The organism is Pseudomonas sp. Bc-h (assembly GCF_002080045.1).
Taxonomy (GTDB): domain Bacteria; phylum Pseudomonadota; class Gammaproteobacteria; order Pseudomonadales; family Pseudomonadaceae; genus Aquipseudomonas.
In genome coordinates this window covers 28,936-54,295 of record NZ_MUIN01000018.1, presented here as the reverse complement: position 1 = coordinate 54,295, position 25,360 = coordinate 28,936, and the positions used below count along the sequence as shown (strand labels likewise).

General features: G+C 61.4%; 22 protein-coding genes and 1 pseudogene. 9 read left to right on the top strand and 14 right to left on the bottom strand.

From position 1 onward, the window contains the following. Nucleotides 1-39: 39 nt before the first annotated feature. Nucleotides 40-441: a hypothetical protein gene (locus BWR59_RS30830; RefSeq protein WP_168184560.1), complete on the top strand. Its 402-nt coding sequence runs from the start codon at nt 40-42 to the stop codon at nt 439-441. 84 nt (nt 442-525) lie between these two features. On the opposite strand, the gene BWR59_RS30825 is transcribed toward BWR59_RS30830, so the two are convergent. The 3 genes from BWR59_RS30825 to BWR59_RS30815 form a co-directional block, all read right to left on the bottom strand. Beyond that, the gene (locus BWR59_RS30825) at nt 526-999 is read right to left on the bottom strand and encodes a Dps family protein (protein ID WP_081569449.1); all 474 of its coding nucleotides are present in this window, start codon (nt 997-999) and stop codon (nt 526-528) included. A 104-nt stretch (nt 1,000-1,103) separates the two neighbouring features. After that, a complete protein-coding gene (locus BWR59_RS30820) occupies nt 1,104-2,576 on the bottom strand; it encodes a sigma-54 dependent transcriptional regulator (RefSeq protein WP_081569448.1) in 1,473 nt (490 codons plus the stop codon). Continuing rightward, on the bottom strand, nt 2,551-3,918 hold the full coding sequence (locus tag BWR59_RS30815) for an ATP-binding protein (protein WP_343287016.1): 1,368 nt from the start codon (nt 3,916-3,918) through the stop codon (nt 2,551-2,553). The genes BWR59_RS30820 and BWR59_RS30815 overlap by 26 nt, the downstream gene beginning before the upstream one ends. Before the next feature lie 580 nt (nt 3,919-4,498). Between BWR59_RS30815 and BWR59_RS30810 the strand changes: the two genes are divergently transcribed. The 4 genes from BWR59_RS30810 to BWR59_RS30795 all read left to right on the top strand — a co-directional run bounded on the left by BWR59_RS30810 (nt 4,499) and on the right by BWR59_RS30795 (nt 10,191). Beyond that, nucleotides 4,499-5,857: a hypothetical protein gene (locus BWR59_RS30810; protein WP_081569446.1), complete on the top strand. Its 1,359-nt coding sequence runs from the start codon at nt 4,499-4,501 to the stop codon at nt 5,855-5,857. A gap of 36 nt (nt 5,858-5,893) precedes the next feature. Then, nucleotides 5,894-8,131, top strand: coding sequence for an Ig-like domain-containing protein (locus tag BWR59_RS30805; protein WP_081569445.1), 2,238 nt, complete (start codon nt 5,894-5,896; stop codon nt 8,129-8,131). Between the two features lie 133 nt (nt 8,132-8,264). Further along, complete coding sequence (locus BWR59_RS30800; protein WP_230982124.1) at nt 8,265-8,702, top strand: curlin; 438 nt, start codon at nt 8,265-8,267, stop codon at nt 8,700-8,702. Between the two features lie 43 nt (nt 8,703-8,745). Next, nucleotides 8,746-10,191 carry a hypothetical protein gene (locus BWR59_RS30795; RefSeq protein ID WP_081569443.1) on the top strand — a complete coding sequence of 482 codons (1,446 nt, stop codon included), beginning with the start codon at nt 8,746-8,748 and terminating at the stop codon, nt 10,189-10,191. Nucleotides 10,192-10,247: 56 nt separating this feature from the next. On the opposite strand, the gene uvsE is transcribed toward BWR59_RS30795, so the two are convergent. The 7 genes and pseudogenes from uvsE to BWR59_RS30760 all read right to left on the bottom strand — a co-directional run bounded on the left by uvsE (nt 10,248) and on the right by BWR59_RS30760 (nt 16,588). Further along, nucleotides 10,248-11,273, bottom strand: coding sequence for a UV DNA damage repair endonuclease UvsE (gene uvsE, locus BWR59_RS30790; RefSeq protein WP_081569456.1), 1,026 nt, complete (start codon nt 11,271-11,273; stop codon nt 10,248-10,250). Between the two features lie 86 nt (nt 11,274-11,359). Continuing rightward, complete coding sequence (locus tag BWR59_RS30785) at nt 11,360-12,061, bottom strand: TerC family protein (protein WP_081569442.1); 702 nt, start codon at nt 12,059-12,061, stop codon at nt 11,360-11,362. A 9-nt stretch (nt 12,062-12,070) separates the two neighbouring features. Beyond that, nucleotides 12,071-13,357: pseudogene (locus BWR59_RS30780) on the bottom strand (citrate:proton symporter). Between the two features lie 77 nt (nt 13,358-13,434). Further along, nucleotides 13,435-14,127 carry an RraA family protein gene (locus BWR59_RS30775; RefSeq protein WP_081569441.1) on the bottom strand — a complete coding sequence of 231 codons (693 nt, stop codon included), beginning with the start codon at nt 14,125-14,127 and terminating at the stop codon, nt 13,435-13,437. Between the two features lie 13 nt (nt 14,128-14,140). Then, nucleotides 14,141-15,115 carry a hydroxyacid dehydrogenase gene (locus BWR59_RS30770; protein WP_081569440.1) on the bottom strand — a complete coding sequence of 325 codons (975 nt, stop codon included), beginning with the start codon at nt 15,113-15,115 and terminating at the stop codon, nt 14,141-14,143. 66 nt (nt 15,116-15,181) lie between these two features. After that, nucleotides 15,182-15,421 (bottom strand): hypothetical protein, encoded by a 240-nt coding sequence (locus BWR59_RS30765; protein WP_081569439.1) that lies wholly within the window; start codon nt 15,419-15,421, stop codon nt 15,182-15,184. 279 nt (nt 15,422-15,700) lie between these two features. Then, nucleotides 15,701-16,588 carry a LysR family transcriptional regulator gene (locus tag BWR59_RS30760; RefSeq protein ID WP_168184559.1) on the bottom strand — a complete coding sequence of 296 codons (888 nt, stop codon included), beginning with the start codon at nt 16,586-16,588 and terminating at the stop codon, nt 15,701-15,703. A 136-nt stretch (nt 16,589-16,724) separates the two neighbouring features. Between BWR59_RS30760 and msrA the strand changes: the two genes are divergently transcribed. Next, complete coding sequence (gene msrA, locus BWR59_RS30755) at nt 16,725-17,231, top strand: peptide-methionine (S)-S-oxide reductase MsrA (RefSeq protein ID WP_081569437.1); 507 nt, start codon at nt 16,725-16,727, stop codon at nt 17,229-17,231. Between the two features lie 3 nt (nt 17,232-17,234). Here msrA and BWR59_RS30750 read toward each other — a convergent pair whose 3' ends face one another. The 4 genes from BWR59_RS30750 to BWR59_RS30735 form a co-directional block, all read right to left on the bottom strand. After that, nucleotides 17,235-18,101 (bottom strand): transporter substrate-binding domain-containing protein, encoded by an 867-nt coding sequence (locus BWR59_RS30750; RefSeq protein ID WP_081569436.1) that lies wholly within the window; start codon nt 18,099-18,101, stop codon nt 17,235-17,237. Further along, nucleotides 18,091-18,870: an ABC transporter permease gene (locus BWR59_RS30745; RefSeq protein ID WP_143490993.1), complete on the bottom strand. Its 780-nt coding sequence runs from the start codon at nt 18,868-18,870 to the stop codon at nt 18,091-18,093. The genes BWR59_RS30750 and BWR59_RS30745 overlap by 11 nt, the downstream gene beginning before the upstream one ends. Nucleotides 18,871-18,872: 2 nt before the next feature. Further along, nucleotides 18,873-19,718 (bottom strand): ABC transporter ATP-binding protein, encoded by an 846-nt coding sequence (locus BWR59_RS30740; protein WP_081569434.1) that lies wholly within the window; start codon nt 19,716-19,718, stop codon nt 18,873-18,875. A gap of 289 nt (nt 19,719-20,007) precedes the next feature. Further along, complete coding sequence (locus BWR59_RS30735; RefSeq protein WP_081569433.1) at nt 20,008-21,042, bottom strand: ABC transporter substrate-binding protein; 1,035 nt, start codon at nt 21,040-21,042, stop codon at nt 20,008-20,010. Nucleotides 21,043-21,586: 544 nt separating this feature from the next. Here BWR59_RS30735 and BWR59_RS30725 point away from each other — a divergent pair. The 3 genes from BWR59_RS30725 to BWR59_RS30715 all read left to right on the top strand — a co-directional run bounded on the left by BWR59_RS30725 (nt 21,587) and on the right by BWR59_RS30715 (nt 25,226). Further along, nucleotides 21,587-22,960 (top strand): LLM class flavin-dependent oxidoreductase, encoded by a 1,374-nt coding sequence (locus BWR59_RS30725; RefSeq protein ID WP_081569431.1) that lies wholly within the window; start codon nt 21,587-21,589, stop codon nt 22,958-22,960. 164 nt (nt 22,961-23,124) lie between these two features. Next, nucleotides 23,125-24,102 (top strand): HAMP domain-containing sensor histidine kinase, encoded by a 978-nt coding sequence (locus BWR59_RS30720; protein WP_081569430.1) that lies wholly within the window; start codon nt 23,125-23,127, stop codon nt 24,100-24,102. Between the two features lie 149 nt (nt 24,103-24,251). Beyond that, the gene (locus BWR59_RS30715; protein WP_081569429.1) at nt 24,252-25,226 is read left to right on the top strand and encodes a GlxA family transcriptional regulator; all 975 of its coding nucleotides are present in this window, start codon (nt 24,252-24,254) and stop codon (nt 25,224-25,226) included. Nucleotides 25,227-25,360: the final 134 nt, after the last annotated feature.

Sequence of the window (25,360 nt, the reverse complement as noted above, 5' to 3'; positions counted from 1 at the left end):
GCTGTAAATCCGCGATTGGCACCGCTATGATCGGACCCCATGATGCCAACCCTGCCGATTCGCTCGCCCTGCCCGCCCGGCGCCTGTATTTGCGACCGCGACCGTTTGCTGGAAACCCCCGGCACGGACATGCGCATCCTGTGCCTGACCCGCCAGGAAGAAAAACGCCTGCTGGAGCGTCTGGAAAATATCGCCAGCCTCAGCGATCTCGAACACCTGCAGCGGCGCATGTTCGAGCAGTTGGGCATTCGCCTTGCCGTTGCTCCCGGCTTCAATGAAGTGCGCAGCATGCGCGGCATCGCCATCGACATCGCCGAGCTGCCCGGCATGTGCCGCAAGACCCGTTCGGCGATCCCCGCAGCGATCCGGCGCGGCCTTGAGAAGAATCCCGAGATCGCCTACGCCCTGCTCAATGCCCACGACTTGCTGCGCGATGCCTGAGTCGTCACTGGAGCAACCTATCTTGAGCCGAAAAAAAGCCCCTGATCCAAACGGCATCAGGGGCTTGTTGAAACATGGCGCGGGTCAGTCGGTTTCCAGCAGTGAGCGCAGCATCCACGCCGCTTTTTCGTGAACCTGCATGCGTTGAGTCAAGAGGTCCGCAGTGGGTTCGTCGCTGACCTTTTCCAGCAGCGGGAACATGCCGCGCGCCGTGCGTACCACGGCTTCCTGGCCTTCGACCAGTTGCTTGATGATGTCGGTGGCCGCGGGAACGCCAGGCTCCTCCTTGATCGACGACAAACGTGCGTAGGTTGCGTAAGTACCAGGGGCCGGGAAGCCCAACGCGCGGATTCGTTCGGCAATGGAGTCAACGGCGGTGGCAAGCTCGGTGTATTGCTCCTCGAACAACAGGTGCAGCGTGCGGAACATCGGGCCGGTGACGTTCCAGTGGAAATTGTGGGTCTTGAGGTACAGCACGTAGGTGTCGGAGATCAGTCGCGACAGCCCCTCGACGATGTCAGCGCGATCCTGTTCGGTGATGCCGATTTCAATAGCCATGTGAAGCTCCCTATGGTCTGTCTGAGTTCTCGTGTTGCGACCATTGTAGGGAGCCAGTAACAGGGGCGGAAATCAGGCGTGGCAATCGCGACCATCGACGCTGGCTATGACTGAGTCCGGTCGGGACGGGTCAGGCCGAGCTTGTCGATGCGATAACGCAGCATGTCGCGGGTCAGCCCCAGCAAGCGCGCGGACTTGGTGACGTTCCAGTCGGTCTTGTCGAGGACCTTGCGCACCATCTCGTTTTCCACCTCCGGCAGGTTCATGTTGCCCATGCCGTCGTCCATTGCCGGCGGCGGGGCCTGGTACTGCGCTTGCGCTTGCGATTGCGATTGCGGGATGAACTGCGCCATGTAGTTCTGGGGCGCCATCGGCTCGTCCATCAGGCTCATGCACAAGCCCAGTTGGTGCGGCGCAATGCAACTGGTCTGGGTCAGCAGCACGGTCTGTTCGAGCATGTTGCGCAGCTCGCGCACGTTGCCCGGCCAGCTGTAACTGCGCAGCAGATGTTCGGCCTCGGCACTGAAATACAGATCGGTCTTGCCATAGCGTTTGCCATGCAATTGCAGGAAATGCCGGGCCAGGCGAATCACGTCCTCGCCCCGCGCCTGCAAGCGCGGCACCTTGATCGAGATGATCCGCAGACGGAAGAACAGGTCGCGGCGGAACTTGCCCTGCTGGACCATCTGCTCAAGGTTGCAGTTGGTGGCGCTGATGATCCGCAGATCGACCTTGCGTTCCTTGACCGAGCCGATGCGGCGCACAGTGCGGTCTTCCAGCAATTTGAGCAGTTTGGCCTGCAGCAGCAGATCCATCTCGCCCACTTCATCCAGAAACAGCGTGCCACCGTCGGCCGCTTCCACAAGGCCCGTGCGGCGGTCCTTGGCGTCGGTGAATGCGCCCTTCTCGTGGCCGAACAGTTCGGCCTCGATCAGGTGCGCCGGAATCGACGCGCAGTTGAATTCAACGAACGGCCCTTTGGCGCGAGGACCGTCGAAATGCAGCGCCCGGGCAATCAGCTCCTTGCCGGTCCCGGTGTCGCCTTCGACCAGCACCGGAGGAAGATCGCTGCTGGTCATGCGCCGTTCGGCGTCGAGCAACTGGGTGACCACACCCTTGACCTGCATCATCGCTTGAGAATCGCCGATCAGCGCCTGCAAACCGGAATGCTTGGCGTCGCGGTCCTGATAGAACGACAGCGTGCGCTCCAGACGTTCGGCGGCCAGGGCCTTGTCCAGCAACAGCTTGAGTTCGGGCAGTGCCACCGGCTTGGTCAGGTAGTGAAACGCACCCTCTTTCATCGCCGTGACCGCGTCCTCGATATTGCCGTAGCCGGTCATCATGATCAGCTTGAGGTCCGGCGCGCTCTCCTTGAGCGAATTGATCAACTCGTGGCCGCTCATGCCCGGCAGCGAGTTGTCGGTGAGCACCACGTCGGGCCGCCAGTTCTGCAGCAGTTTCAGGGCGTCTTCGGCCGAGTGACAGACCCGCGCTTCAAAGTCGCGTCGTTCCAGATAGGTCTGGATGTTGCTGGCCAGGAGCTCGTCGTCCTCAACCACCAGTATGCTGTGTTCCATCAAGACCCCCTCCCGCCGCAATTTTGAACGTCAGTTTCACCCGGGTGCCTTCCTGCTCGCGACTGGTCAACGAGACCTTGCCGGCGAACCGCTCCATGATGCGTTTGACCAGTACCAGCCCCACCCCCAAACCGCCCTGTTTGGTGGTGAAAAACGGTTTGAACACCATCGCTTCCTGCTGTCGGGACATGCCCTTGCCGTTGTCGGCCACGGTCAGATACACCCGCCCGCTGGCAGGTTCGGAAACGATGTCGATTTTCAGCTTGCCGTCCTTGGTCATCGCCTCCAGTGCGTTAGCCATGAGGCTATTCAGGATCTGTGCCAACAGGATGCGCTGACTGATCACCAGTGGAGCGTCAATCGGCTGGAACTCCACGTCTATATTGGCCCGGCGGATTTGTTGCTCGTAGGACTGGAGGACATCCTGCATGCACGACACCACGTCCACCGCCTCCGATTCCCCACTGATGGGGCGAAGTGAAAGCAGCAGTTCACGGACCCATTTCGACATGCGGTCAACCTGGTTGATGATGTCGTTGATGTTCTTCTGCGCCGCCGGGTCGACCACCTCCAGCGCCAGTTCGGCGCTGGAGCGAATGGTCGCCAGCGGGTTGCGCAAGCTGTGGGCCACTGCCGATGACATCTCGCCCAGCGCAGCAAATTTTTCGCTGTTGATCAGTTGCCGTTGCTGGTACTCCAGCAGCCTGGACGCCCGGCGCACGATCCAGAACAGGCCCAGATAAATCAGCATGCCGCCGATGCCGGTGGACACCCAGATCACCACGTAGCCACGCTCGATGCTGGCGATCAGGTCCTTGGGTTCCTTGTAGATTTCGACGATGGCCAGCACGTCCTTTTCTTCGGCGTCGAACAACGGGATGTAGTTCTCGATGAACAGGTAATCCGGCGGATTGAGGAACTTCTGCTCGTTCTGATGCCGCTGGGTTTCATGGTGCGCGCTGCCGGTACGCTGGCGGGAATGAAAGGCGCCCTCCAGATCGTCATTGCCAAGAATCGCCTTGCCGATCAGGGCTGGATTGGTCGACCAGATGATCACCCGATCAGGCGCATAGACGTTGACCAGCAAGGCATCGGGCAAGGAGGAAATGTGGTCGAGAAACTCATCCCTCGACTTGCGCCGAACGTCAGGGTTTATGTCGGCAAACGGAATATCCGGGCGCGTATCCAGGAGCTGACCCATGGTGTAGCGGGTAGGAATGTCGGCATGCCGAATTTCGGCGGACGCCAGTGCGTGGACAAATTGAGAGGTGAGTAACGAGTCTCGCTGCACCGCCTCGCTGACCACGAAGCGGGTGGAAATCAGTCCCAGACCGATTGCCACTGAAGCAATCACCAGCAAGCTAACGATCGAGAACCATCGCAACAAGTTGAACCGGGGCCTTGGTTTTTTTTCTATTTCTTTGATGCTGGCCTGCGTCAGCACTTCACTGCGCCCTATAGATCCCATGACAGCCGTCCTGGTCACTTTTTAAAGTCGGTATAGCGTAAGGCGCTGCGTTGCGATAGCCATATTTCATGCAGTGCTCGCTTAATTGACATCATTACGACATCACGATGATTGACCGTTCAGCGCTTAGTCCATGATTGGCAAGGAAGTTCCCTGAAGGACATTGAACTTTTTTGCATGATCGCCGTCCGTCCGACAGCGCCGTCCCGCCTCCCAAGCGCCATCCCCAGCTCTTCCCCAACTGTGGGGAGAGCGCCCCAATGCCCCCGCTGTTTCAACTGTGCAACGCCCCGCCCCGCTCAAGAGATAAAGCGCTGAAACCCTTCTATTCCGTGCCCTGCAGCGATGTTTTCCGGATCTGGTACAGATGTTGCGCTGCCCGTCTCAGCCTACTGGAACCGACGCCTTCGTCCGACTCACGCCAGAGGCAGGTTCATTGCGAGAGGGAAAACAAATGCCCAGCAAATTGACCCACACCGTCACCCTGCTGTCGCTGATCGCAGCGGTTCACGGTTCTGCCCAGGCCGCGTTGTACGCGGTCGACCAGGGGCCCTACAGTCCGCAAAATGGTAACTTCGCCCAGTGGTACCAGGACACACACGGAAGAACGATGGATCTGTGCCTGAGCAAGGCACTCAGCTCCCGCGTTCCCTCCGTACCTGGCACCCCTTCCTACATGTGCGTGCTCAACCCCAACCCCGGCATATTCGACGACACCCAGCCGGTGGTATTCCCCAGCAACTTCCCCGACGAAGCGTTCTGGTTCACGGCAGACGCTGCCATCACTGACGTCCCGACCGGTATTGACCTGGGCTACGTTGCAGCCGTCGAGGCGGCGTTCTCGGCCGAAGACCCCGTCGAAGGCGATCAGGTCAGTTTCGCCCGGATCCGCATCAGGGTGGACGTGCCCGTCGCCGGCACCTACACCATCACCCACCCTTACGGCGTGGATGTGTTCAATATCGATACCCCCGGGCGTCGCGCCATCAACATGACCCGCGACATCGGCATCGGCGAGCCGAAAACCTACACCGGCGCGCTGGGCGGCGACATCGGCCCGTTCCTGCGCAGCGTCAACGGGCCGTACACCGAGACCAACCCCGTCACCGGTGGACAGGAACGCTTCATCGGCGACCCCAATCTGGATGAAGCGGTTACCGGCAGCCCGTACAACACCAACTTCGTACGCGTCGAAGGCCCCAACGGAATCGACGTACGCACGACCGTGTTCGCGATCTCCGGAAAACTTTCCACCGTCAACCGCCCTACGCCAATGATCGTTCAGCGCGCGACCTACTCGCGCCGGACCGGTGGCCCTGGCAATACCGGTGTGCAGGCACAACAGGACGTGTTTGCCCTCGCGCCGCCACAACCGGGAACGGCGAAATTCGTCGACACTGGGAACAGCGATGTGGCGATGACCGAAGCCAACGGCACCGGCAGTTGGTACGGCCAGTCCACCGCCAACCCGACCCTGCCGGCGAACCTCAGCCTGACGGCAGACAACAGCGCGGCTATCCCCCAGAGCACCCCGACCACCCTGCCTCGGGCACTGGTGGATGTGGTGACCATCGAAAACGCCACCTACAGCATGTCCTCCGGCCAGATCAGCCTCGCCGCCAGCACCAGCGATGCCGCCTCACCCGGAACCCTGACCGCGATCGGCAGCAGCGGCGGGACCATTGGCACCCTCAATGGTGACGGTCCGACCAAGACCTTGACGACCGGCATTTCGCCGATTCCACCGGCCAGAGTGCTGGTGATTTCAGCCAATGGCGGCAGCGATACCGAAGAAGTGGTGATCGTTCCCTGATCGCACCCACTTTTTGCTCTCGAATCTGGAGGCAACATGAACAGTTGGCCAAGTCTGATTTTCAGCGCCGTGGGTCTGATCGCAGCCAGTGAGGCAGCTTATGCTGGCCTCACAGCGGTGGACCCGGGACCGTACACCGCCGCCACCGGGAATTTTCCGCTGTGGTACAAGGACCAGAATGAATTGTCGCTGGAGCTGTGTCAGTCCAGAGCCGTCAGCACCCGGATCGCACCCACGGTGCCACCTTCCTATATGTGTCTGCTCAACGCCGAACCCGGCGTGTACGACGATGCGTTGCCGATGGTGTTCCCCGATAATTTCCCGCCCGAAGCGTTCTGGTTCACCGCCGAAACAGATATCCCCGCCGTCGGTGGCAGTGGCTATGAACTGGAAGTCTATGTAGCCGCTCTGGAAGCTGCATTTGCCGCCGAGAACCCCAACCCGGGCGACCAGCAGAGCTTCGCGCGGATTCGTATTCGCGCGGCAGTGCCCACCCCGGGTACCTACACCGTCACTCACCCCTACGGCGTGGATACGTTCGTCGTCCCTGCCGGCGGTACAGGCCGCCGGGCGATCAACATGACCCGCGATATCGGCATCGGCTCGCCGGGCAATTTCAATGGCGCGCTCAACGGCAACATCGGACCGTTCTTGCGCAGCCTCAACGGCCCTTACACCGCGATCAACCCTGACACCGGTATCACCGAGACCTTCGTCGGCGATCCCAATGTCTCGGAGCCGGTGACCGGCAGCCCGAACGGCAACAACTTCGTGCGCATCCAGGGCCCTGCGGGCACCATTGAAACCAATCTGTTCAGCGTTTCCGGCAAGGTGCTGGATGCGCGCGTGCAGACCCCGGTTTCAGTCAATCGCAGCACCTACAGCCGCAATGGCTCAGGTACCCGCATCGAGCTGTTCGCCTCGTCGCCAAACAGCTCGACCCTGTGCTATCGCGAAACCCTGGCACTGGTGCCCGGTACGCCGCCGTCTGCCTGCCAGTTCAATCTGTTGAGCGACAACAACGGCCACTTCTTCAGCCAGCGTCCGGCCACGGCTGCACTGCCACCTTTCGTGGTGTTGACCGCCAGCAGCCAGACCAACACCACCAAGCCAACCCCGGTGTCGAGCAAGCTCGTGGACGTGGTGAAAATCCGCACCGCCCGCTACTCGTGGGATAACCACACGCTGGTGCTGGAAGCGACCTCCAGTGACGAAACCTTGCCACCGGATCTGGTTGCCCAGGGTTATGGACGTCTGGCCAAATCCGGTCTCGTTCAGCAGTTGAGCGTCTCCGATCTGACCCAGCCTCCGGCATACGTGACGATCAAGTCCGCCGCAGGTGGTTCGGACACCGAGCCTGTTTCGGTGGTAGGTACGGCCCCCAACACTGGCGCCAACCAGCCTCCTGTGGTGGTCAACGACACGGGCAGCACCGGCTTCGGCGTCCCTGTGACCCTCAGCGTGCTGACCAATGACAGCGACCCGGACGGCGATGTGCCGCTGACCCTCAGCGACCTGACCCAACCGGCCAACGGTCTTGGCAGCGTCGCCCTCAACGGCACGACCTCGATCGTCTACACCCCGCCAGCAGTGGTGAACGCGCCCATCCAGGCGATCTTCACCTACAAGGCCGTGGACAGCAAAGGCCTGAAATCGACCAGCGCGGGCACCGTTACCGTCGGCGTCACGCCTAACCGTCCACCGGTGGCGGGCAACGACACGGGCGCAACCCTGGCGGGCGCACCGTTGACACTCAACGTGCTGGCCAACGACACCGACCCTGAAGGCAATGTACCGCTGACCGTGACCAACCTGACCCAGCCCGCCGTCAACCGCGGCACGGTGACCAGTAATGGCACAAGCCTTGTGTACACGCCGCCTGCGACTGTCACCGCAGCGTTTACCGCGACCTTCACCTATCAGGCAGCTGATTCGTTCGGTGCGCTGTCGACACCGGCCACGGTCAACGTGCAGGTCACCGCGCCACCGGCCAATCAGGAAGCCCTGACGATTACCACGGCCACGGTTCAGGTTCGCGCCGGCAGGTTCAGTTGGGATGTTTCGGGTACGTCCTCGGTGATTACCGGCAACACCATCACCGTTTCGGTCAACACGCCAACCGGCCCAGTGGTTCTGGACAGCGTGGCGGTACCGGTGACCGGTCGCTGGAGAATCTCGGTGGTCAACGCCGTCGCGCCAGCAGGCACCAACCCGACCGCCACCGCGCGCTCCTCGGTGGGCACGGTGCGGACACTGCCCATCACCGTTCGTTGATGAAACCGGCCCGCCTGTGTGCAAACGCAGGCGGGCCAACGTCCTTCGCCGCACACGCGGCAGTGGACAGGAGAACAGCATGTCAGCCAGTCGTCGTTCGCTGTACCGCACTGCCCTGATCGTGGCGCTGGGCATGCTTTGCCTGTCGGCCCAGGCCGATGAGCTCATGGGTGGTGACGAACTGAGTGGCGGCTCCGAACTGGGCGATGCACCGATCAACTTTCCCGGCAGTTCGATCATCGGCCAACAGGCGACGATCCGGCAGCAGGGCTCGGGCAACATCGCCAACCTTTCGCAGAACGGCAGTTCGTTGCTCGGCAACATCGTTCAGGTCGGCAGTGCGCAGGAAGCCTACATCCTGCAACAGGGCTCCAACCTCATGGCGTCCATCAACCAGCAGGGCTATGGCAACCAGGCGGATATCAGTCAAAGCGGTTCGAACAACCAGGCATCGATTACGCAAAACGGCGCCAATAACAGCGCCAGCATCACACAGACCGGCACAGGGCTGCAGAGCAGCATCAACCAGTCTGGAAATGGCCAGAGCGTAGAGGTTCGTCAGCTGCATTGACGCGCTCGACACCTCGGCAACCAACCATCAGGAGGTCTACATCATGCTTTTTAAACTCACCCCTGTCGCTGCTGCTGTTCTGGTCATGTTTACCGGGCATGCAATGGCGGCCAACAGCCTGTCCACTCAGTTCCAGAACGGCAGTGCCAACATCGCCGATGTCCAGCAGATGACCTCTGCACAGGCCAGTGTGCAGCAGGTGCAGATTGGTGACGAAAACGACGCCGCCGCGTTCCAGCAGGACACCAACTCGCAGATCGACCAGTTGCAGAACGGCAACCAGAACGGCGCCTATGGCGAGCAACTGGTGGAAACCAACAGCAAGATCACGCAGCGTCAGACCGAGCAACGCAACAACACCCACGCCAGTCAGTCTCTGGGCAGCGGCAACCAGATCACTACACAGCAGTCGGGAACCGGCAACTTTGTTTTTGCCTATCAGGACGCGCAACTGGGCAGCACTGTCGTCACCGATCAGGCCGGCAACAATAACGAGATCATGTCCGAGCAACTGTTCGGTGGCACGGGCAACAGTGCGCAGATCACCCAGCGCGGCGATGCCAACCAGGGTTACAGCGAACAGGTCGAGCATGTCGGCGGACAAATCCAGATCACCCAGGACGGCCAGGGCAACTATGCCTACACCGACCAGCGCCTTGGGTTGGGCGGTTCCATCGGGGTAGAACAGTTCGGGCAGTTCAACACCGCGCAGATGTTCCAGGACACCCAGACCGACAGCCACTCGACCATTTCCCAGACCGGCAACCTCAATGAAGGAGTGGTCGATCAGGTCGAAGGATTCAACAACATGGGCGCCATCATCCAGTGGGGTGATCGCAACGCCGCCAGCGTCGCCCAGTACTTCGTCAACAGCAGCAGCACCAACGTCTATCAGAACGGTCAGGACAACTTCCACCTCAGCTCGCAGGCAGGCAGCGGCCATAGCATGACCGCTACAGCGACCGGCTCGGGCAACAAGGTGTTGGCCAATGAGTTCGAGGGGGCGAAACTTGGTGGGCAGTTCGGGACAGGGCAGACTGCGTTCCTCAACCAGAACGGCCAGCAGAACAGCATCAACCTCACTCAGAAAGGCAACGCCAACCTGAGCAATCTGAAACAGGATGGCGCGCGTAACGACGCCACGGTCACCCAGGTCGACAACTTCAACGAGCTGTATTTCGAGCAGAACGGCAGCGACAACATCCTGATCGCCGATCAGCGCGGCGACAACAACTATGCCACCGGCAACAGCTTCGGCACCGGCAATACCACCGATCTGACTCAGTCGGGCAGCGAGAACCGTTCGTACACCTATCAGGATGGCGACGCCAACATTGCGACTGTGAAGCAGGCTGACAGTTACAACGTGGCGTACGTGAGCCAGACCGGCAGTGCCAACATGGCAAACGTCAACCAGAGCGCGACCAACCAGGCGGCGAGCGTGACTCAGGTGGGCAGTGCCAACCAGGCGACTGTGCGTCAGCAATAACCTGTGGCGTGACATTCAGAGCCGCCGCAAGGCGGCTCTTTTTATTCAGCCGCCGGCTACGTTGCCAAAACATAGCGCTGGTAAAACGCCTCGACCGCCAGATTCTTGTCCTTGGCTTCGAACATGATGTCGAACTGATCAAGAAACTGCAGCGCGTAGGTGTTGGTCCATTCATTCCACATGCGGTTGCTGTGGCCGTACAAGTCACGTTTGCTCACCACTTTCAGCAACTCGTCCATGACCAGCTTTCGTGAAGCTTCGAATCCCAGTGCCTGCAGGGTTTCCGGTGGCTGCGAGTAGTGCATGACCGGCCGGACACCGCGCCAGCTGTCGATGATCCGCGCGACCCTGGGATCGTCCGGCTCGATGTAGCGGTTTTCATTGATCCAGCAGTGATGGATGTCGAGCACCACCGGCGCCAGGTCGGCCAGTTGCAGGCAATCGTCCACGCCGTAGGTCTTCTCTTCGTTCTCGAAGGTGATGCAGTTGCGCGCCACCTCGGACAGACGCGGCCATACCACGCGCACGCCCTCGGCACCCAGGCGGCCCGCGATGTGCACATTGCATTTGAAATCCTGAAAGCGCTTGCCGTAACCCATCATGCGGATCATGTCGGCGTGGTACTCGAATTCGGCGACGCTGTTTTCGACCACGTCGGGGCGGTCGGAGCCCAACACGCAGAACTGGCCAGGATGAAAAGACAGCCGTATATCGGCCTTGCGCGCCGTATCGCCGATGGCAGCGAAGCCTTGTTCAAGCCGTGACAAAACAGCCGGATCGCGATAGAACTCGACGACTTTCGGATGGCTGTAAAACGGCAGGAGATCGCTGCTCAGACGCAGCATCCTGCGGGCCGTCGGCAATTGCGCGACATAACCCAGCAGCCGAATCTGCGCCGCCAGGTTGTGCTCGACGATGTCCAGCAGTTTGTCCCGCGCAACCTGCAGCGTGACGCTGTCCATCCAGCGCAACGTCGTGGTCCGGGGGTTGTAAGCGCCTTCCAGTGCCTTGAGTTCCTTGAGCGACAATTCGCGCTCGGGATGGCGGTACATGCAGGCGAAGCCGAGGCGGGGTGTGGTCACGAAGGGTCCTTGGGCGCGATTGATCATTCTCAAGAGAAGACTGCGCGCCGCAGGCAGGAGTTCGGTCTGTTTGAACGGACCTGCGCTCAAGCCTGAGATTGACGCTCGCCGCTTTCGCGTCGTGCGCTTCTTGCCAGCCACAGCCCCGACAACAGGACCAGTGCCGCCGTTGCCGCGCTGGCGACCCAGTGCACCGAGCTCACGTGCGGCAAGTACCCTTGCAGCACCGGGTCGCCTATGGCCATGCCCCCGGCGATCCAGCCAATCAGCGCGCCACCGGCGGTGACCAGCCACGCGAAGCGCTCCAGGGCCGCCAACACCAGGCGACTGCCCAGCACGATGACGGGAATGCTGATCAGCACCCCCGCCGCCACCAGATACACATTGCCGTCACCCGCCGCCGCCACGGCCAGAACGTTATCCAGCGACATCACCACATCGGCCACGACAATCGTGCGGATCGCCGTCCATAACCGCGTGCCGCCATCGATGGGCGCATCATCTTCATCCTGATGGGCCACCAGCTTGATGCCGATCCACACCAGCAGCAGCCCACCCACCAATTTCAGAAACGGCAGCGCCAACAGGTGCACCGCGCAGAACAACAGAACGATCCGCAGCACGATGGCGCCCAGCATGCCGCCATAGATGGCTTTGGTCTGCAACTCGCGGGGCAGCCGCCGACAGGCCATGGCGATCACCACGGCATTGTCGCCGCCCAGCAGCAAATCGATGACGATGATTTGCGCCAGAGCGCTCCACAGCAGAGGGTCAGACAGCCAGGCCATGTGGGAACCTTATCGAACGAACAAAGGGAAAATACCGGTCAGCAACGAAACCGCCAGCAGAATAAAGCAGTTGATCACCGACCACTTCATGGTAAAGCGCTGGTTCTCGGCGTAATCAAGCTTGAGCATGCTCACCACCAGATAGGTCGAGGCCACCAACGGGCTGAGAATATGCACAGGTTGCCCGATCAGCGAAGCGCGAGCCATTTCCACAGCGGTGATGCCGTGATGCTGCGCGGTCTCGGCGAGGATCGGCAGAATCCCGAAATAGAAGACGTCGTTGGACACCAGCCAGGTGACCGGAATGCTCAACAGCGCCGTGATCACCGCCATGTAAGGGCCGAAGCTGGCAGGGATCCCCTGCAACAGGCCGGTTGCCACCGCATTCGCCATGCCAGTGCCGGACAACACGCCGGTGAACACCCCCGCAGCGAAAATCAGACTCGACACCGCGAGAATCGGCGGCGCATGCAGGGCCAGTTGTTCCTGTTGGTCCTTGAGCGACGGGAAGTTCACCACCAGCGCCAGACAGGCTGCGACCATGAACATATAGCTCAGCGGGAACAGCTCCAGGCACAGGCCGAGAATCAACAGCCCGGTGAGCAAGCAGTTGAAGTAGAACCGCCAGCCATCGCCGCGATGCTCCTTGTGCTCGGCGAAGTCGCCGTTGAGGTCGATGGTGCCGCCAAGGCGCGCGCGCTCACGGCGACCGAACAGCCAGGCCAGCACGAAGGTCCAGATCACGCAGGCGATCATCGCCGGCAGCATCGGCACGAACATCTGCCCGACATCCACATGCATGGCTGTCGCGGCGCGTGCCGTCGGCCCGCCCTACGGCACCATGTTGCCCAGCCCCGCCACTTGCAGCAGCAGGCAGCAGACCATCGGCAGCGACAGGCCCAGGCGCTTGTAGATTGGCAAGAACGCCGAGAGCACGATCATGTAGATGGTCGCGCCGTCGCCGTCCAGCGCGACGATGAACGCCAGCAGCACGGTGCCGACGAAGATCTTCACCGGGTCGCCGCGCACGGCTTTGACGATCTTGCTCACCAGCGGGTCGAACATCCCCGCTTCGGTCATCGTCAGGAAGTACAGCATGGCGAAAATCATCAGCACGCCGTTGGGCGCGACCATCTTCAGGCCATCGATCACGTATTTGCCCAAGTCGGCCTGAAAACCGCCGATCAGGGCAAACGCCGTGGGAATCAGTATCAGCGCGGTCAGGGCTGACAAACGCTTGCTCATCAGAAAGTAGATGAAGCAGGCCAACATCAGGAAGCTAAGGAGCATCAGCATGGCGAATCCTGTTTTTTATAGTTGTACAGGCTTGCTGCGCCCGATCCGAAACGACCGGGCGCGTTTCATCACGGGGGTCAGACAGGCAAACCCTTGGCCCGCAGCAACGCGTTGAAGCGTTCCGGATCTGCAGTGCCTTTCTCGTTGGTCTCGCGAATCCCGGCCTCTCGCTCCAGGTGCGCGAGGGTCTTGGGCAGCAACGCCTCAACGTCGACGGCGGGAATCGCGATCACGCCGTCGGCGTCACCCAGCACCAGGTCGCCAGGCAACACGCACAGGCCTGCGCAGGCCACCGGCACGTTGATCTCGCCCGGGCCGTCCTTGCTTGGGCCGCGATGGGTGTGGCCTGCGGCGAACACCGGTACGATGCCTTCGGCCAGTTCTTCCAGATCACGAACCGCGCCGTCGATGACGATGCCGCCCAGCTTCACGCGCAGCGCCGTGGTTCTCACCAGCCCACCGATCACCGCCTGGCTGACGTCGCCGCCGCCGTCGATCACCAGCACATCGCCAGGCTCAACCATCATCAGGGCCTTGTGCACCATCAGGTTGTCGCCCGGACGGACGCGGATGGTAAACGCCGGGCCGCACAATTTCAGTGAAAGATCACCGTGATAGATCTTCAGGCCACGGGCGCCGATGCTGCGGCCCATGCAATCGCCGGCCACAGCTACGGGGATGGCGCGAAAGGCTTCGATCAGTTCGGCAGAAACGCTTTCGACACGAGGATTGATGCGATAGCCCGCAGGCCAGTTCTGTGTGCTGCTCATGGAAAACTCCTGATCATTTATCGAAAACAACGGGATTGACGCAGGCGCTGACGGCGACCGGATTGCCGTTGAGAAAGCCCAGTACATTGCGCGCCGCACCGGCGGCCATGGCGGCCAGTGCGGCCGGGGTCGAGCCGCCGACGTGAGGGGTCAGAACGACGTTGTCCAGCTGCGCCAGTTGGCTGTCGGCCGGCAGCGGTTCGACCGCCATGGTGTCGAGCCCCGCGGCATACAGCCGACCTTCCCGCAGCGCGGCAATCAAAGCGGGCTCATCGACCACTTCGCCCCGTGCGGTGTTGATCAGCAGTGCGTCCTTGGGCAGCAGCGCCAGTTGCTCGGCGCCGATGAAGCCACGGGTTTTCGCGGTCAGCGGCACATGCAGGCTGAGCACCTGACTGCGCGGCAGCAGCGCGTCCAGCGAGTCGACGCGCTCGGCACCCTGCAGGTCGCTGCCTTCGGGCAACAGCGGGTCGAATACCAGCACCTGCATGCCGATGGCCTGGCAGGCGACCGATACTCGCCGTGCCACCTGACCAAAACCCACCAGACCCAGCGTGCGGCCGCTCAACTCCAGACCGTCCTGGGCGCGGGACCAGCGCCCGCTGCGGATTTCGCGGTCCATCCAGCTCACGCGGCGAGCCGCGGCGAACATCAGCGCCAGGGTCATTTCGGTCACAGACTGCGCATTGGCGCCCGGCGTGACATACAACGGGATGCCCCGCCCGCTGGCCGCTTGGACGTCGATATTGCTGACGCCAACGCCGTGCTTGGAAATGACTTTCAGGGTCGGGCAGGACTGGATCGCTTTGGCAGTCAAATCCAGCGTGCGGGAAATCACCGCGTCGACCGGCTCACTGGCCATGATCCGTTCGATGTCTTCAGCGCCTTGTTCGGGGCCGACGAACAACACCCGGCAGTCTTCGGCGTTCAGCAGATCGAGACCCGCGCTCGCAAGTTTCGGCGCAGTGACGAGAATGGTATGGGGCATGGGACAAGCCTTCAGCTGTGGAGGTGCTCAGACCCCGGCATGCAACGCCGGGGCCTGCACCCCGATTCAGGAATGGTCGATAGGCGACGGTTTGGCCATGCCCGGGCCTTCGGATTGAGTCAGGGAGACGAAGGTGCGGCCGTCCGGGGCAACGGTGACGCCATTCCAGATATGCGGTGAGGTGGCGACGGGGAGCAGACGGCTGTCTTCAGCGGTCGGCAATTGTGGCGGCAGTACGTCAGCGGCATGGGCAAACAGCGGGGCTTGCAGGGCGAGGAACAGCAACGGCGCAGCAGACAATTTCATGGAGTGATCTCCGGCTTATTATTGTTTTGCCCCTGGATGTCGGGGTGCGCCGCCAGTATCACGTTGCTGATCGTTTGAATCTATTGGCGAATATTCAAGGAATGATTCCTGTGAGGAATGAATCTACCTCCCGCTTTTTGATCGTTCCCACGCTCTGCGTGGTAACGCAGCGTGTGAAGATCCGCGTCACGGGGGCGCGGAGCGTCCTTTCCGGCATTCCCACGCGGAGCGTGGGAACGATCATGGAACCGAGGTGTGCTGCAAACCATCGCCAGGCGGTCAGTTTTCCTGCTGCTGGAGAATCTCGATGAAACGCCGGGTCGCTGGCGACAGGTACGCGTCTGCACGGCGCACGATGCCGAAACGTCGGGGCATGGTGGTGGCCGGGTTGGGCACTTCCACCAGCCCGGCGCTGTTGGCCAGATTGCGTCGCGACACGAAGCTCAACAACCCGGTCTCGACAATCAGGTTGCGCATCGACGCCTGGGAGCTGGAAACGATCGCTACATCCGGTGGCGGCAGGCCTTGTTTCATGAACGCAGCCTCCAGCCATTGCCGCGTGGCCACAGAGGGCGGGGAAAGAATCCAGCGGTAGTCGCTCAGCGCCTGCATTGGCACTTGCTGCCCGGCCAAAGGGTGATCGGCGCTGGCCGCAACCACCACTTCGTCGTCCATGATCGGCAGTTCCGTCAGCTCTTCATCCCGGGTGCCGAGCGGGCCGACGACAATGTCCAGCGCCCCCTTGCGCAACGAATCATGCAGCACATCGTTCATGCCGATCTGCATTTCCAGCAACACCGCCGGCGCCTGTTCCTGGAGCACGCGGCAGGCCTTGGGCAGCATGAACTCGGCAGTCGTGGCGGCAGCGCCGATACGAATGACCCCGGCCAGGCCCTTGCCCATGGACGATGTCTGCCGTTGCGTTTCATCCAGCACGCTCGCCACCTGCTGTGAGCGCTCGCAGAGCAGTTGCCCGGCACTGGTCAGACGGATGCCGCGCCCTGCCCGTTCGAACAGCTCGGCGCCATAGGCTTCTTCCAGCCGGTCGATGCATTTGGATAACGCCGACTGCGAAATATGCAGGACTTCGGATGCGCGCCCCAGATGACCCAGCTCGGCGATTTTCATGAAGTACGCAAGGTCACGAATCTGCTGGTTGATGCTCATGGGCTGAGCGCTCCGTGGTTGAAGGCGCGCACAGGGTAGCAACCGGCTTTGCTGCTTGCACCCATCCACGGCAGACGAGCACACTGGCTGACGAATCGAAAACCCAGCGCTCACTGAGCAACAGGAAGGATCAACCATGACCACTCAAACCGAAACCGCCCTGCTCGCCGGCGGCTGCTTCTGGGGCATGCAGGACCTGCTGCGCCGCTACCCCGGCGTGCTGTCGACCCGCGTCGGCTACTCCGGTGGCGACGTCGAAAACGCCACCTACCGCAACCACGGCACCCACGCCGAAGCCATCGAAATCGTCTTCGATCCTCAGGTGATCAGCTACCGCAAGATCCTCGAGTTCTTCTTTCAGATCCACGACCCGTCCACCGCCAATCGCCAGGGCAACGACCTGGGCCTGAGCTATCGTTCGGCGATTTTCTACCTCGACGAAGAACAGAAACGGGTCGCCGAAGACACCGTCAAAGACGTCGATGCTTCAGGCCTGTGGCCCGGCAAGGTGGTCACCGAAATCAGCCCGGCCGGCGCGTTCTGGGAGGCTGAGCCGGAGCATCAGGATTATCTGGAACGCATCCCGAACGGCTACACCTGTCACTTCATCAGGAAGGACTGGGTATTGCCCAAGCGGCCATGAGGCTCAGTGGCAGACCAGGCCGTCACTGATCTTCATGCTGTCGACCAGAAACGCATTGCTGTGCAGATCCCAGGCCTTGACCTGCCCGCCTTCGGACTGCCAGTCACGCAACCCGGCCTGAAGCAGGCGCAGGCTCTTGGGGTCAGGTTGCGAGAGGTAGACCCGCGCGTCGCTGCTGGCGTCCAGGGTTTGCGGCAGCATGCGGTAGAAGCGCCAGTCCGGGGTTTGCAACAGGCTGGTCAGCACCGTGCGTTCGTCCGCCAGCAACTGGCAGTCACCGGCCAGAAACGCCGACGCCGCACGGATGCTGGAGGCGTAGGTCTGCAGTTGCGCGCCTTGGTCCTGCAGCTCGCGGCTCCAGGGGCTGCCCAGCGCCACGCAGACGCTGCGCCCCTTTGCCGTCGCAACCTGCAGATTACGCAAGCTCAGCAGTGCGCCCCGGCCATACGCTGCGGGCACATTGTCAAGGCTGACCCGTTGCCGTTCGAAACCGGGGATGTCGAGGCTGCCAGCAATCACTGCGTCCACTTCACCCTTGCGCAAAAAGCCGGCGATGTCCTGGGCAGGAATCGCCTTAAGTTGCACCTTCACCCCCAGATACCTCCCCAGCGCGCTCGCCAGTTCGCCGTCCATTTCATCCGGTTCGGACACCAGCGCCTCGGTGCTGTAGGTCGGTCGCGGATAGCTGCGCACACCCACCCGTAACACCTGCTGTTGTCGTGCCTGCGCCAGAACCGGGCCTGGTTTCTGTTCGGCGCCATCGAGTCTGGGCAACAGCCAGATCGCGCACACTGCGGTGGAGCCAATCAGCGCGGCCAGCCCGTAGCGAATCCAGCCACCGGTGAACGCCGGTCCCGATCTACCCCGCATGTTTCAAACCACGGCGCCAGCGCGTGAAACGCCGCTCCAACAACGCCAGCAAGAAGTTCAGCAGCAGGCCGACCACCGCCAGCAACAGGATCCCGGCGTACATGCTGGGAATCTGAAAAACCTCTTGCGAGTTGAGGGTCAGGAAACCCAGCCCGGAGTGTGCGCCAATCATTTCAGCCGCCACCAATGCCGTGATGCAATAAGCCCCCGCGAGCCGCACACCGGTGAAGATCGAAGGTGAGGCAGACGGCAGGACGATCTTGAGAAACAGAAAGCGCCGGTTGGCGCCCATCGACAGCGCCGAGTTGATCAACAGGCTGTCGACCTGCTTGACGCCACTGATGGTGCTCAAGAGGATCGGCCAGAACGACGCCCAGAAAATGATCGCCACTTTGGACAGCTCACCGATCCCCAGAAACAGAATGAATACCGGGAACAGGGCCAGCGCTGAAGTCTGGCGGAAGAACTGCAACAGAGGATCGAGCACGCGCTCGAGCCGAGCGAACCAGCCCATCAACAGGCCGAGGCTGACACCTGTGACGATGGCCAGCGCCAGCCCGGCGAGAGAGCGAATCAGGCTGGCTTGCAGGTGCTTGATCAGCGTGCCGTTACCCGCCATGTCGGCGATGGCCAACACGACCTGCGACGGGGGGCTCAAATAGCCAGGGTTGACGACGCCCATTCGCGGCAGCGCTTCCCACAGCGCGAGAAAGATCAGGATGCCGAGCGAACTGTCGAGTGCCTTGCGTGATGTTTTCTTCCAACTCATGGTCATACCCCAACCCGATAGCCACTGCGCCCAACGATCTGCTGCCAGCTTTCATGGCGCGCGCCCTCTTGCGCGTCAGCGTCAGCGACATCGGCAGCTGCACCGCCCATGCCCTCGCGCAATGATGCCCACGCCCGTTGGCGTAGATGTACGAAGGCGTGGCTGTTGCGCAGTTGCGGCAGTCGCGGCCTGGGCAGATCGATGTCGATGATCTCCTTGATGCGCCCGGGGCGTGGAGTCATGACTGCGACGCGGTCGGAGAGAAAGATCGCTTCGTCGAGGCTGTGGGTGATGAACACGATTGTTTTCTTGTGCAGGTCCCAGATGCGCAACAGCTCGTCCTGCAGGGTTTCACGGGTTTGTGCGTCGAGGGCGGCGAACGGCTCGTCCATCAGCAGCACATCGGGCTTGTAGACCAGCGCCCGGGCGATGGCCACGCGCTGACGCATGCCCCCCGACAGTTCGTGGGGGTAGCGCGAGGCAAAGCCGGTGAGCCCCACCAGGTCCAGATACTCGCGGGCCCTTTCGCGCCGCTCGGCCTTGCCGACGCCGCGTATCTCAAGGCCCACGGCAATGTTGTCGAGCACCGAGCGCCACGGCAGCAAGGCGTAGCCCTGGAACACCACGCCTTGATTGCGGTTGATGCCCTGCAAGGGTTTGCCGTCGATTTCCAGCGTACCGCCAGTCTTCTTGGCAAGCCCGGCAAGGATGTTCAGATAGGTGGACTTGCCACAGCCGGAGGGCCCGAGAATCGACAGAAATTCGCCTTCGCGCACTTGCAGATCGAAGTCTTTGAGCACTTCTACGCGTTCGCTTTTGCCTGACTCGTCCTGAGCCTGGTATTCCATGTGCAAGCCTGATGTGGAGATTTTGTGCACTGACGCCTCTCAACCCGATTCGATAAAAACATGCTTACAGGCAACACCCGGACGTTGAGCGATGCACATTCACCGTGGGAGGGAGCTTGCTCGCGAAAGCGATGGCTGACGCGCAACGGATTTTTCGCTCATGAGTCTGTTTCGCGCGCGAGCTCCCTCCCACAAGGTTTGTGCCAGACCGCCCTGGCGCGGTGTTCCCTGAAACTCACCTGATCGCCATTGCCCAGGTTTCATGTAAGGCTGATCATGCGGTGGCGCTCTAGGCCTGTGCCTTGGCCAGCGCATTGAACTCGTTGGTGTAAACGTCTTTCACGCTCACCGCTCCTGGCTTGATCTTTTTCTCGTTCTGCAGGATGTCGATGTAGTACTGAATCGGTGGTTCGGTGACGATCAGGTCGTCGACGTAGGCGTAGCGCTCCACCAGTTCCAGCTTGGTGCCGATGCGTTGCGAGACGATCTTGCGCGCCTCGTCGGGGTTGGCGTTGACCCAGTTGGCCGCCTTGGCGATGGCCGCGACGAAATCCGAGGTCGCCTCGGGGTTTTCCCGGATGAACTTGCCATAGCCGCTGTACGGCGCCATGCCGCCCAGGCCCTTGTCCAGGTCGTAGTCGCTCCACAACTTGCGCAGCTCGGGGTTGTGCTCGGCGCCGCCAGAGGCCGGCGGGTGGATGATCGCGATGTCGACGTTGCGGCTGAGCACGGTCTGCTCACCCTGGTTGTCCGGCACGACGACCCAGTTGATCTTGTCGACGTCCACCTGATGCTCGCGCAGGTACTTCTTGGTGACGAACTCGGCGCAGGCACCGAAGCTGTTGAAGCCCACTGTTTTGCCTTCCATGTCCTTGGGCGTGAAGATCCCTGAATCGGCGCGCACGAAATACTTCATGTGCGGTGCTTCCTGAAGGGTCTTGCCGCCCGCCGCGACCACCTTCAGGTCTAATCCGCTGGCAATCGCGGAAATGACCAGCGGCACCATGCGCGAACCGAAGTCGATCTCGCCGGTGCCGACCAACGGAATGATCTGCGGCGCGGCGATCTTGCCGATGTAGTTGGGTCGTGTGCGCGTGCCTTCGAAGTAACCCAGCGAGTCGGCAAGGTAAACCAGGTCGAACGAAGGGTTGTCCGGGTACTTGAAACTGACCACTTGATCGGAGCGCTTTTTGATCACCGCAGGTGCGGCACTGGCGGTTTTTTCGGGTTTATCGCACCCTGGCAACATCAGCCCTGCCGCTGCGGCAGTACCGAGCAGCGCAACCTGTTTGATAAACGCTCTTCGACTCCTGGGTTCTTGCATGTTGAACATTCCTTTAAACGGCAGCGCAATGAACGCCACTCGACGGATAAATGAAATTTATAAAGCAGAAAACAGCCGGCAGCCGCTGCCGCCAAAGTGAATGACGCAGCCCGCGAATTAAGCGAAATGCAACAACAGTGCAAGTGTCTGATTGGCAACAACAGTAATGAGGCTCGCCAGGGACCGTCAACAGGATTAAAACGGCTCCCTATAACGTTTTTAACTAGCGTTATTCCAAAGCCGTAACCCCTTAAGATCAAGTGTTTCCCCAGCAACAGCGCTCCAACACAACGCCTTGTTTGTGCCCATCCCCTTTAATTAAGCGGCTCACTAAAGATTTGCCAAAACGACACTTCTTTAGAGAAGCATTGCAACTTTAAAGGCGGCACACACCTTGCAATTCACAACACTTGAAGCCGCTTTGGCACCCACTTGGTTATTCACTGCGACACGCTGAATGAATAGAACTTTCTCCAACACCCTATTTCCTGCCGCACCTTCATCACGCATCAAACTTCGTTGATTACCTATGAGGAGCGTCACCATGAGCCAACGCAAAGAAACCCTCAAACTGGGCCTGTTCCTGCGCGCCACCGGGCATCACATCGCCGCATGGCGCGACACCGGCTCACAGGCCGACGCGGGCATTCGCCTGGATCACTACGTCGATCTGGCACGCAAGGCCGAAGCCGCCGGGTTCGACACGCTGTTTCTGGCCGACAGCGTGTCGGTGCGTGGCATCGATGCACCGACTTTTGACCGGGTGATCGCGCCAAGCCTGAGCTTCGAGCCGCTGACCCTGCTCTCGGCGCTGGCAGCAGTGACCTCAAAAATCGGGCTGGTGGCGACCGCCAGTACCAGCTACAGCGAGCCTTACAATCTCGCGCGACAGTTCGCTTCGCTGGATCAGATCAGTGGCGGCCGGGTCGGCTGGAATCTGGTCACCAGCAGTGATCCGGACGCGGCGAAGAACTTCGGCGGGGCCAGCGAAGGCAATCAGGCCGCCCATGCCGATCGCTACAGCCGGGCGCGGGAGTTTCATCAGGTGGTCGACAAGCTGTGGGACAGCTGGGAGGACGACACGCTGCTGCTGGACAAGGACAAAGGCGTGTTCCTGGATCGCAACAAGTTGCACCTGGCTGATCACCAGGGTGAGCACTTCAATGTGCGCGGGCCGCTCAACGTGCTGCGCTCTCCCCAGGGCAAGCCGGTGCTGGTGCAGGCTGGCGCTTCAGACGACGGACGCGCGCTGGCGGCCGCCACCGCTGAAGCGATCTTCGCGGCGCACCAGAGCCTGGCCGACGCCCAGGCGTTTTACAGCGACATCAAGTCCCGTGCCGCTGTGCTCGGGCGCAAACCCGAGCACATGAAGATCCTGCCGGGGGTGACCATCTTTACCGCGCCGACCTCCGCCGAGGCCCACGCCAAGCATCAGCGCTTGCAGGATCTGGTTCATCCGCAGGTCGGCTTGAGCCTGCTGTCCGGGTTGCTCGGTGGCGTCGACCTCTCCCACCTGCCGCTGGACGGGCCGCTGCCCCAGGACCTGCCTGCGACCAACGCCTCGAAAAGCCGTCAGCAACTGATTCTGCAATTGGCCGCCGAAGGCCTGAGCATTCGGCAGCTGTACCTGCGACTGGCGGGCGCGCGCGGGCACTGGACCCTGGTGGGCTCGCCCACCGAGGTGGTCGATCAGCTGCAAGCCTGGTTCGAAGGGTATGGCGCCGACGGTTTCAACATCCTGCCGCCGACCTACCCGGAAGGCCTCGACGACTTCATCGCGCTGATCCTGCCCGAGCTGAAACGTCGGGGTCTGGTACCTGAAGACGGCCCGAGTGGCAACACCCTGCGCGAACGTCTGGGCCTGCCCTATCCGGCGCACCCGGCGACCTTGCTGCGCGAGCGGCAAGTGGCGGTGTGAACGGCCCGCAACGCTCAAGCCGAGTAGAGTCTTTCACTGAAAGGGGAATGTGACGGCCATCAGGGTGCCCGATTCAGCCAAACCCGCGCTGCACCGATTACGCACCAGAATCCCTGCGTATACTCGGCCGATGACGAAATGGGGCACTTTGAATCGGGGGCCAGATGCCAGAAGAACGTCTTTCTCAAACCTCAGCGGCCGCCGTCACCGCAGCCGAAACGCCGTGGTCCGATCACTACGACATGTCGCCTTTGCCCCACGACATGACATCGGCCTACCGCCTGCTGCCGGACCCCAACAGCGGCATCGCCATCACCCCGTTTGCGCCATCTGGCACGGGCAACCGGCTGGCCACCCTGGAAATGTGGGCACCGAGCGTCACCCCGTCTGCGCAAAGGGTGATTACCCAGTCTTCCGCCCAAACCTGCCCACAAGCCGAGTTCGCCCGCAGCGCTCACCTGCAAGTCATGGGTGAACTGACCGTTTCCATCGCTCACGAGATCTGCCAGCCGTTGTTGGCCATAGCTTCCAACGCCGCTGCTTGCATGCGCTGGCTGCAACGAGACAAGCCCAATCTCGATGAAGCGGTATGCGGGCTGCGCGACATCCGTGCCGACTGTGAGCGCGCCGCCGGTATCGTCGCCGCCCTGCGTGCCTTGGCCAAACAGTCGCCGTGCAAGCCCCAACCAGTCGACATTGACGCTGTGATCCGCGAGGTCATCCGCCTCAACGACGGCCATCTGGCCAGGCATGGGGTGACACTGGAAACAGCGTTTCACGCTGAGCATGCGGTGATTGCCGACCCGATACAGATTCAGCAACTGGTGTTCAATCTGGTGACCAATGCCATCGAGGCAATGGCCGTTTGCGAGGGTTCGAACCGCATCTTGCGCGTGTCATCGCGATCCCTGCCCGACGGCATTCAGGTGTCGGTGGAGGACAATGGTCCCGGCATTCCCCTCTCTGAAAGGCAGCAGATATTCGGTGCGTTCTACACCACCAAAACCAGTGGTCTGGGGATGGGCCTGACCATCTGCAGATCGGTGGTCGAGGCGCACAAGGGCAACCTCTACGCCGAAGCCTCGGAACTGGGTGGAGCGATGATCCGCTTTCAGCTGCCCAAAGGTTGCAAGAATCACTGATCCCCTCTTCACGCGCCTTTTCTCATCTGATCCGCTGACTGGAGAGTCATCTGTACCGATTTCCCTCTGAATTGGCCTAAACTGCCGCCTTGAAAACCAGAGCCCCGCCCATCACCCAACGGTTGGGGCCGGAATGAAGGCGACAGTGAATGCAGAGCGCGTGCGCACACAAAACAGTGGTGATGGTGTTGTTCAACGACGTGCTGATGCTCGACGTGACCGGCCCCATGGACGTCTTCTCGCTTTCCAACCGCCTGCTCCCCAAAGAAAAGCACTACCAGTTGCTGACCATCGCCGATCGACAGTCGCTGGTACGCAGTTCCTGCGGTCTGAAAGTGCAGGCAGACATGCATCTGGAGGACTACCCCGCGCAGGTAGACTTGCTGTTGGTGCCCGGTGGCCCCGGCGCCTATGGCGTCAGTCACCCTGAACTGAATGCCTGGCTACCCGGCGCCGCCAGAAGCGCACGACGTTTTGGCGCGATCTGCACCGGGGTGTTTCTGCTGGGCGAAGCCGGTCTGATCGATGGCTACCGCTGCACCACCCACTGGAATTACCTCGACCGTCTGGCGCAGCGTCACCCTGATGCACGGGTGGAAACCGAACAGATCTATGTCATGGATCGCAACCTGATCACCTCCGGCGGTATCACCGCCGGTATCGACATGGCCTTGGCCGTGGTAGCCGAAGACCACGGCAAGGAGCTGGCGCTGGAAGTTGCCAAGGTGCTGCTGGTGGTGATGAAACGCCAAGGGGGCCAGACACCCTACAGCCCGCTGCTGGCTGCAGTGCAACGCGACGGCAGCGTCATCGCCCGGGTTCAGGCCCATGTGGTCGATCACATCGAAGAGCCGTACACCATCGCGCGCATGGCTGAAATCGCATCCATGAGCTCGCGCAATTTTGCCCGCGCGTTCCAGCGCGAGGTCAACCTCACGCCGATGCAGTATGTGCAGAACGCGCGCATCGATCACGCCCGCAAGTTGCTGGAAGGCTGCGAGCTGCCTTTGAAAGTCGTCGCCTCCCGCTGCGGCTTCGGCAGCGCCCGGCACATGCGCAAGCTGTTCAGCGAGCGTATCGGCCTGTCGCCCAACCAGTATCGCCAGCAGTTCGGCGGCGACTGACGGACTGCTTCCCGGACGATGCGTTGCGCCTCGACGGCGAGCGCTGCGCGTCGTCAAAGACCTTCGAAAGGTCACGTGTACTCACGCAACAACGCCATCCAGACGAATATGCCGCTCTGACACCCCCTACCTTA